Here is a 7,306-nt window from a genome sequence, read left to right on the forward strand (position 1 = left end):
CCCTAAGGGCGGCCCAGATAACCCCTAACAGGGTTACCCAGAATCCAATGTCCGCAAAATATGGAGGAATACCTGCCTCCATCAGGAGTATTTTGATTTCATCCATTCATTAACTCCTTATTGAACCGGTACCCATGTTTTAGTGGTTTTATCAAAACGCTTAGTTTCGTCTTGATTGTAAATTTCTGTTACCAATAATGGCAATGAAGCTAATTCATTAACATCAGAGGCGTCATTCAGTATCAATTTCTGTAAACCCGGTAAACTTATCATTGAAAATTGGTGGTCACTCGTCAATACATAACTTGGCAAATATAGCTCAGACAAACTGAAGCACATATCAAATGCATCTTTATGAATACGTGTTGCTTTTGGTAATTTAATGATTTGAACATGATTCCAAAATGCACGTTTCCCAACCGTAGTAACTTCAGGGAATTCAAAGTTTTGTGTGTCGGTATTGCCTTGGAACTCATAGTCGTCAATCACGGTCTTCTCGCTAACATATCCACTTACTCGATACGTTCCTACGATACTCCCTAACATATTAAAATATTCAATTTGAATATCCTCAGCCATAAATGGATTATCTAAATCCATCCTTGCTTGACCATCATCACCGATACTTACTCCTGCAGCTGCACCTTTGCCTAGTAAAGCTACCTTTAAGTGAGGCGTACCATATACATTGATATATGTTTGACCTTTAACAGGACGGTCAAATTCAAGTTGTTTAAATGGCTTTTTAATCACATCACTCAACCCACGGATAAGCCCTTTCAATACTTCATTAGGAGTTGCATTTTCACAATAAACATTCAAGCCTAATAGCATTTCATAGGCGCCGTCTGTAGTAGCGTCTTTACCTGGTAAACCAGGACTACCATTAGTACCTTTTAAGGAGTTAAGGAAATCGTCTTTTGTTCCAGTATTTCCTTCTTCTAGCCATAATTCATACGCACTTTTACCGTTTTGTCCATCTATTCTAATAGATGGAATAGTGAACGTGCCTTTTACTTCAATAGGTGGTAAATTAAAACCTGTTACATTAACATTTAAATCTTGTGCCATGATATAATCCCCTTTCATTAATGACGTGCAATATCTTGAATGATATTGACTTCGCCGAAACCTAATTTTAAGCTGTGATCATCGTTGTAAATAAACGCATCATATTGATGAACCCCTTTAGCGTCCACCTTATTAACTGTGTCATTGCCGTTCATACGGAACGTGATGCGATTACCTTCAGTCACCCCATTAACGGCTAACACCTCTGCGGAATCAGGCTTTCGCCTGATTTTCATAATGGCGGTGTACCCATCGTATGGGCCTCCGTCCTCGATAACGTAGGTCAATCCATAGTCTTGACCTACGTGTAAATCAAAGTTATATTCCTTCATATATGCACCTCCTCATTACCAGAACGACATAATTGTAATTCCAGCACGGCCCCAACCGCCTTGACGAGCTGACATCTTACCGTAATAGAAATAACCCTTTTCGGTTATCCCTAGGCCATAAATTTCAGCAGGTTTATTTGAAACCCCAGCACCTGCGCTAGTTGTAACTTTAAACACCGGAGGTGGATTTTCGACTATCCCTGAATACTGGACCACACCATATACAGGGCGTCCTTGATTAAAGGATATGAATCTGCCACCAGTATGAGATGCGATATCCTCATTTTTGCCGGTAACATATTTGTCGAGTAAATCACCGCCAAAGCCATTCATGCTCCAACCGTTTCGCATATTGAGGGTCATTCTAAACCTCTCTTGAGCGATTTGTTGAATTGCATTGATTTCAGTTTGAGACATATTAGTACCAGAGTATTCATACCAACCTTGTTCCATTGGATCAGATACCCAACGTAAGAATATTAAAGTCTTATCCCACGAATACCCAGGTGGTATCTCTATTCTGTCACCACTAGTAACATCGATACGCTTAACGTAAGCCGGCTTTAACTGCTGCCCTTCGGCGAATACACTATTAGCATCAATTCGGGACCCCGTAATATTGGCGCCTTTAATATTACCCTGTGCATCTACCTTAAAGGTTCCTGATTCATTTTGGATTTCAGTACCAATTAACTTACCACCTCTGAGTGTGCCGCCTATATAAGCTGATATGGTAGATAAGCTATTAACCTGTAATTTGTCAGCGGTAATTGAATTGGCTTGCAACATCTTGTTGGTAACAATATTATTGTCAAATAATGTCTCCGCCGTAACATGGAATAACTTGCCGTCTAAACGAATTCCATTTGTACCAATATTGAGCCGGTTTACTATTTCCTTACCATTGAGTGCGCTTAGCCCCTCTTTTACTTTTAGCTCAATACCGTTATCAAGTTGCGTAAAACGGCTTTCTACATCATTAGCAAGGTTTTGGACTTTAGTGCTATATTCATTTGATACTTTGTTAAACTCTGCGCTCAACTCGTTAACACGCTTATCGAACTCAGCTAGCCCTAGTGCCTCTCGGTCTAACATTTCCTTAGGAATGGTAGCCTTAATTGTCACCATTTGCTCATCGAGTTTGCCCTCTCCAAACACATCAACAAACGCACATCGGACAGTATAAACACCTGGTTCATTGGAATACGTAAGCATAGTGCTTGTTGTTTCCAAATCGTCGGTCCTGGTATCACCTACAACGTGGCATCTAATCGCATAGGCTTGAACCGGCTTAGCTGAGAAGTATAAGTTAATGCCATTAATTGTACTCTTGGCCACGACTTCAGGTTTGTCGAGCTGAGGTAAATTGTATTCATACCGTGCCGGTGTTGAATACTTACCGAGTGTACTCTTAGCAAATAGGTATACCGTATCTGCACGCTTCGTTAACGTGAGTGTTGCGGTAGCACCTCTTACCCTTGCGAGTAGCGCTGTAGAGTCATTACCCGGATTATTGTCAGTACGTAGCTCGTAATAATCCACATCAGCGTTAAGAACTTCATTCCATTTCGCTTTTGCATCACGGTCAAAAGAAATAGTAAAGTTCTTAGGCATATCAGGAATAGCGTCCATAGGTTTGACTTCTACATCTACCATTTGAGCCGTTTCCGCTCGATTGCCGAATCGGTCAACAGATATCGCTTTAATCCGATATGTCTCACCTGGGCCTAGCGATTTAATGATCACTTGGCTTGTACTACTTCCTGCATACTGCCATTCTTGGCCAGTTACAGGCTTTCCGCTTTTGGCAGTTAGCATATACCAAACTTCAGCTACATCGAAGTTAGCCGGATTACTAGGCGGGTCAAATAGCACTTGCAAATCATAGTACACGCTTTTATCTGCAGTCTGATTATATCGACTGAGTACGTGCAAATTTTGCACATCCTCCGGTGCTTGCATTTTAGGTATGTTAATCGATTTAGTAATACCAGTAGTAAGCTGTCCTAAATCGTTAATAGCCTGTACACGTACCTCGTAATTAGCCCCTAACAATATATCTGTTATCGTAGTGCCGTTTGCTGAAGATGGAAAATTTCCAGCATATGTCCATGTATCACTTTTAGTGTTCCTGTAATTCACGACTACGTTTGTCACTTTGCCGTCTCTAGGTAATTGCCACGATACGGCTATACGAGAATACATAATACCATTTGCGCCGTATACGTCGCTCACGAGTCCGATATCTTGGATGTCGGAGGCACTGTGATTAGCGTAATTGATTGTCGGAATGTGTCCGTCATCTGCAGCGTACAACTCCGGATAGTATTCCATACATTGTATTTTGCGAGTCATTTCAGAATGACCTTCAGTAATGGCAAGAACTCTAAATGGTTTGGCTGCTTTTGAAATCTCACCGAACGCATATATGCAGTCCTTCTGTACTGGTATAGTTTCACTAACAATAACATTCAAGCCTGATACATTAACGACGTTATACGTTGATACTGCATCAGTCGTATTGCTACGCACCAATAACTGGTATCGCTTTCCTGGTTGCGTTGAGACTTCCTTATCAAGCGTAATCGTTTGTCCATTAACGGCAACCACTCGGCCGCCTTCGCCCCATTCAGGTACATCGTGCTGCACGAGGATAATATCACCTACTGTACAAGCGATGGCATCCGTAAAAGCCTCAAACGTAACAGTACGAATTTCGTACTTGTTACATCTGAGATAGTGCTTACCGTGTCGATACGCCTGTTCTAGGCTAGTACACCCCATTAGCTCGATTTGAGCAGGATTAGTGAGTGAGTTAGATTCATCGTATGTATCACCGTACACCGGAATGACATCGCGCTCATAGTCCTTGTCCTTGTTAATAAAGGATAGCTCAATTGAATTAGCCCTGGCATCTACACCCTGGAACTCTTCTGTAAAGCTTCCGTATTTAATATTGGCCACAGTGAATAATTGTACTGGCGAGGATTGATAATCACTCACGCACGTGAATCGTGTTCCTGCAGGAATAACTTTACCTCGTCCTACTGCTTCAGGATATTTAAGTGCATCCCATAAACGAGTTGCGGTATCAAAGATGTAGTTAAATGTGAATTTATTGAGCGTGCATTTCTCGGCCCAAGCATTAAACGCATCATAATCAATACGTCCATATGGTTGGCCAAATACTACATATTCACCGCCAATCTTACGGCAGATATGTAAAAGGTCATAAGCTGCCCATGCTGGATTGTCAGCCGGTTTTTCTTCATACTGGTTAGTGTATGGATTAAATACCCATACTTTGCTACGTTCTTGAATCCAGGATACATCAGGATCAGACCCGCTTAATTGAGATGTGGCCAAAGCCTTAATCCCTATGAGTGCCTTACCTGGATGCACGAAATCGTCATATATAATTTGGGTAAGCTGAGTCCAGTACACCTTATTAACATGGCGTAGGCTTGTACCGTCCTTTCCGGAGCAACGCATCCGCACTTCGTACTTTGCTTTATCAAGATTGTCGAATCTGAACACGCGATAAAAAGCGGAATTCGTTGCTTCCCTTATATACCCTGTGTAATTTGAGTTAGCAATATTCTTATTATCTCTATCAACAAAAAACCACCGCTTAGGCTCTTTTTTCACGTGAGATGAAAGACCTTTATTGTTAGATAAAGGCAAAGACTGCCACTCCTGCGTACCTACCTTGCGAATTTCAGCATCTACGGTGACAGAGGTTTTATCCATACCGCCACTGTCATTAGAATAGTACAACCCGTTAGGGAATCCGATTGTTAGCTCAATGGCATCGCAAGCGTCACCCTGTACTTGCTGTACACTCCACTCGCTTTTAAGCTCATAGTTTAAACCCTGGTCAGCGAAGTTATCGTTAAAGTTAGGAATTACAGTTTGATCATTTGTACCAAGTCTGATATCAACTTGTACATCTTTGTAATTGGATATAGGGTTAGAGTTAATACGGATATCCTCAATCTTAGATAGCTCGCCCTCTCCTGCGCAATATAGCAAGTTGAGGTACTGCTTCTCACCGTCACTAATTACGTGACGAGATAATAACATGCCTGCTGATTTCATGCGACCGTATGTTACGGCAAGTGGATACCCTTGCCCAGTTACAGTTTTAGTACCGCCCCAGCCATATGTAGTCGACTGCTCAGAATTCGAGCGGTCGACTTTAGGCGCTGTTAATTTAGATATAACAGCGTTACCAATCATGCCAATAGCCATTGATAAGACTGTTCGCCAGATTAGACTTTGAATGCCAAAAATAGCACCAGATGCAATGCCTCCTGTAAATACCGCCATCCCGATTGATAGCAATACACCGAAGAATTTACCTTCGATTTTAGGCATAACAACGATATAGTCCTCGTCGTTAACAGTGGTATCAAGAGTTACCTCGTGGCCATTAATGGAGTACACCCATTCACCTGGTGCTTTATGATAATGGCTTACCGGTTTACCTTTCTTAAAAGGCATATATTGAGTTTCATGTTGTTCCGGTTTAAACGGATTCTTGACGATGATTACATTAACCATTCGTATCTCCTTTCCACTTATATATATGCCTTAATCGAGGCACGTATTTCGAGATGTGTTCAATGCATACTCCCGATTTTTGCGTTGCATGGATAAAATTTCCACCCCCTATATAAACCCCTACATGATCGAGTTCTGAGCCGTAGAGCGCAAATACGAGAACGTTCATTTCACCAGGCTCTCGTATTTCTTGCCAATCGCCCATTTTTACATCGGTATAATGGGGTAGTTCAATACCGGAGCGTTTGTATACTTCAACAACTAAATCCCAACATTTCATCTGTTCAAAAGGCGTACCTAGTAAATCAGTAAAATCATTTGTTGGACGCATACAAACCTCCCTGCGGGATTGTAGGTTCTCCGCCGAACCTGGTGCTATTGCCAAGTTCTCGGCATCGTGCTAGCGTCTTATTACATTCGCCAGCATCGCCTTTATACCCGCACTGAATACCTTTAAATTTGAACGGGCAGAAATCCTTCATTACACGAATTAGAGGAAATCGTCGGTTAAAGCTAAAGTCTGTGCCAAGTGTAAACTCCATCCATTCGGCATTAGCTTGCGCGCCTGTAATTACAAAATGCTCCTCTAGTTCGCACACATCCGGGATTGAGGTATTTACAATTCGGATAACGACATCCGCACCGGTAAACCCTTTATTTTCTTCTGCCATGCGTTGGATAGTCCGAGTCACATTAGACACGGATAATTTAACATTTGGTAAATCCGTTTGGTTCTTATTAACGTCTGCTAAATGGAATGGGAAGGCTATGTATGTATTCCCCTTAAATTGGATATTTTCCGTATTATTGACGAGTCGAACCGTTTCGTTGTTGTAAGTGATATCTAACAACATGATCCACACGCCGGTAGCACTGATTTGGTTTTTCTCAATCATAGATGCCGTTGAGAGTGGTAACATGTTATACCTCCTGTAGTTTTACGGTTCCCGTCCACACTCCGTAGTCGTTTGCAGCAAAATCTAATTGATCAGCAAATCTCACTTGAAGTGTTTCACGAGTTTCGGGATGCATCCAATCGAAAATACCGGAGCAGTTAACCTCGTCGAAGAATGCACGTAACCGATAATACTCTGTAGTTGGCAACTTGTACCCTACGGAGTATGTCCGCCGGGTTTTAGTTGTTTTCTTGCGAGTGATTAACGTCATATTCTCGACTTGGCCCTTATAGGTTACGTCCGGCGTAGTTTCCTGGATTGGATATATCGGATATCTTATATCTGGAAATGTAGCCATAATTAAGTTGCGGCCGCCCTTATGGCGTCACGCACACCTCCTTTATTTGTATTAGCAGCACGTACCATTACATCGATAATGTAATT

At 41.8% G+C, this 7,306-nt stretch carries 6 protein-coding genes; all 6 read right to left on the reverse strand.

Going from position 1 to position 7,306, the window contains the following annotated elements; translation table 11 throughout:
* Positions 1-117 precede the first annotated feature (117 nt).
* Genes RYO55_RS09355 through RYO55_RS09380 form a run of 6 tightly spaced genes read right to left on the reverse strand, consistent with a single transcriptional unit; the run spans position 118 to position 7,220 of the window.
* On the reverse strand, positions 118-1,071 hold the full coding sequence (locus RYO55_RS09355) for a leucine-rich repeat protein (protein WP_314985254.1): 954 nt from the start codon (positions 1,069-1,071) through the stop codon (positions 118-120).
* A gap of 17 nt (positions 1,072-1,088) precedes the next feature.
* Positions 1,089-1,403, reverse strand: coding sequence for a hypothetical protein (locus RYO55_RS09360; RefSeq protein ID WP_314985255.1), 315 nt, complete (start codon positions 1,401-1,403; stop codon positions 1,089-1,091).
* A 15-nt stretch (positions 1,404-1,418) separates the two neighbouring features.
* Positions 1,419-5,966 (reverse strand): host specificity factor TipJ family phage tail protein, encoded by a 4,548-nt coding sequence (locus RYO55_RS09365; protein WP_314985257.1) that lies wholly within the window; start codon positions 5,964-5,966, stop codon positions 1,419-1,421.
* Complete coding sequence (locus tag RYO55_RS09370; RefSeq protein WP_314985259.1) at positions 5,959-6,297, reverse strand: NlpC/P60 family protein; 339 nt, start codon at positions 6,295-6,297, stop codon at positions 5,959-5,961. Before RYO55_RS09370 ends, RYO55_RS09365 begins: the two co-directional genes overlap by 8 nt.
* Complete coding sequence (locus tag RYO55_RS09375) at positions 6,281-6,886, reverse strand: DUF1833 family protein (protein WP_314985261.1); 606 nt, start codon at positions 6,884-6,886, stop codon at positions 6,281-6,283. The genes RYO55_RS09370 and RYO55_RS09375 overlap by 17 nt, the downstream gene beginning before the upstream one ends.
* Position 6,887: 1 nt before the next feature.
* Positions 6,888-7,220 carry a hypothetical protein gene (locus RYO55_RS09380; protein ID WP_314985262.1) on the reverse strand — a complete coding sequence of 111 codons (333 nt, stop codon included), beginning with the start codon at positions 7,218-7,220 and terminating at the stop codon, positions 6,888-6,890.
* Positions 7,221-7,306: the final 86 nt, after the last annotated feature.

This window comes from uncultured Veillonella sp., from assembly GCF_963551295.1.
In the GTDB taxonomy this organism is placed as follows: Bacteria; Bacillota; Negativicutes; order Veillonellales; family Veillonellaceae; genus Veillonella.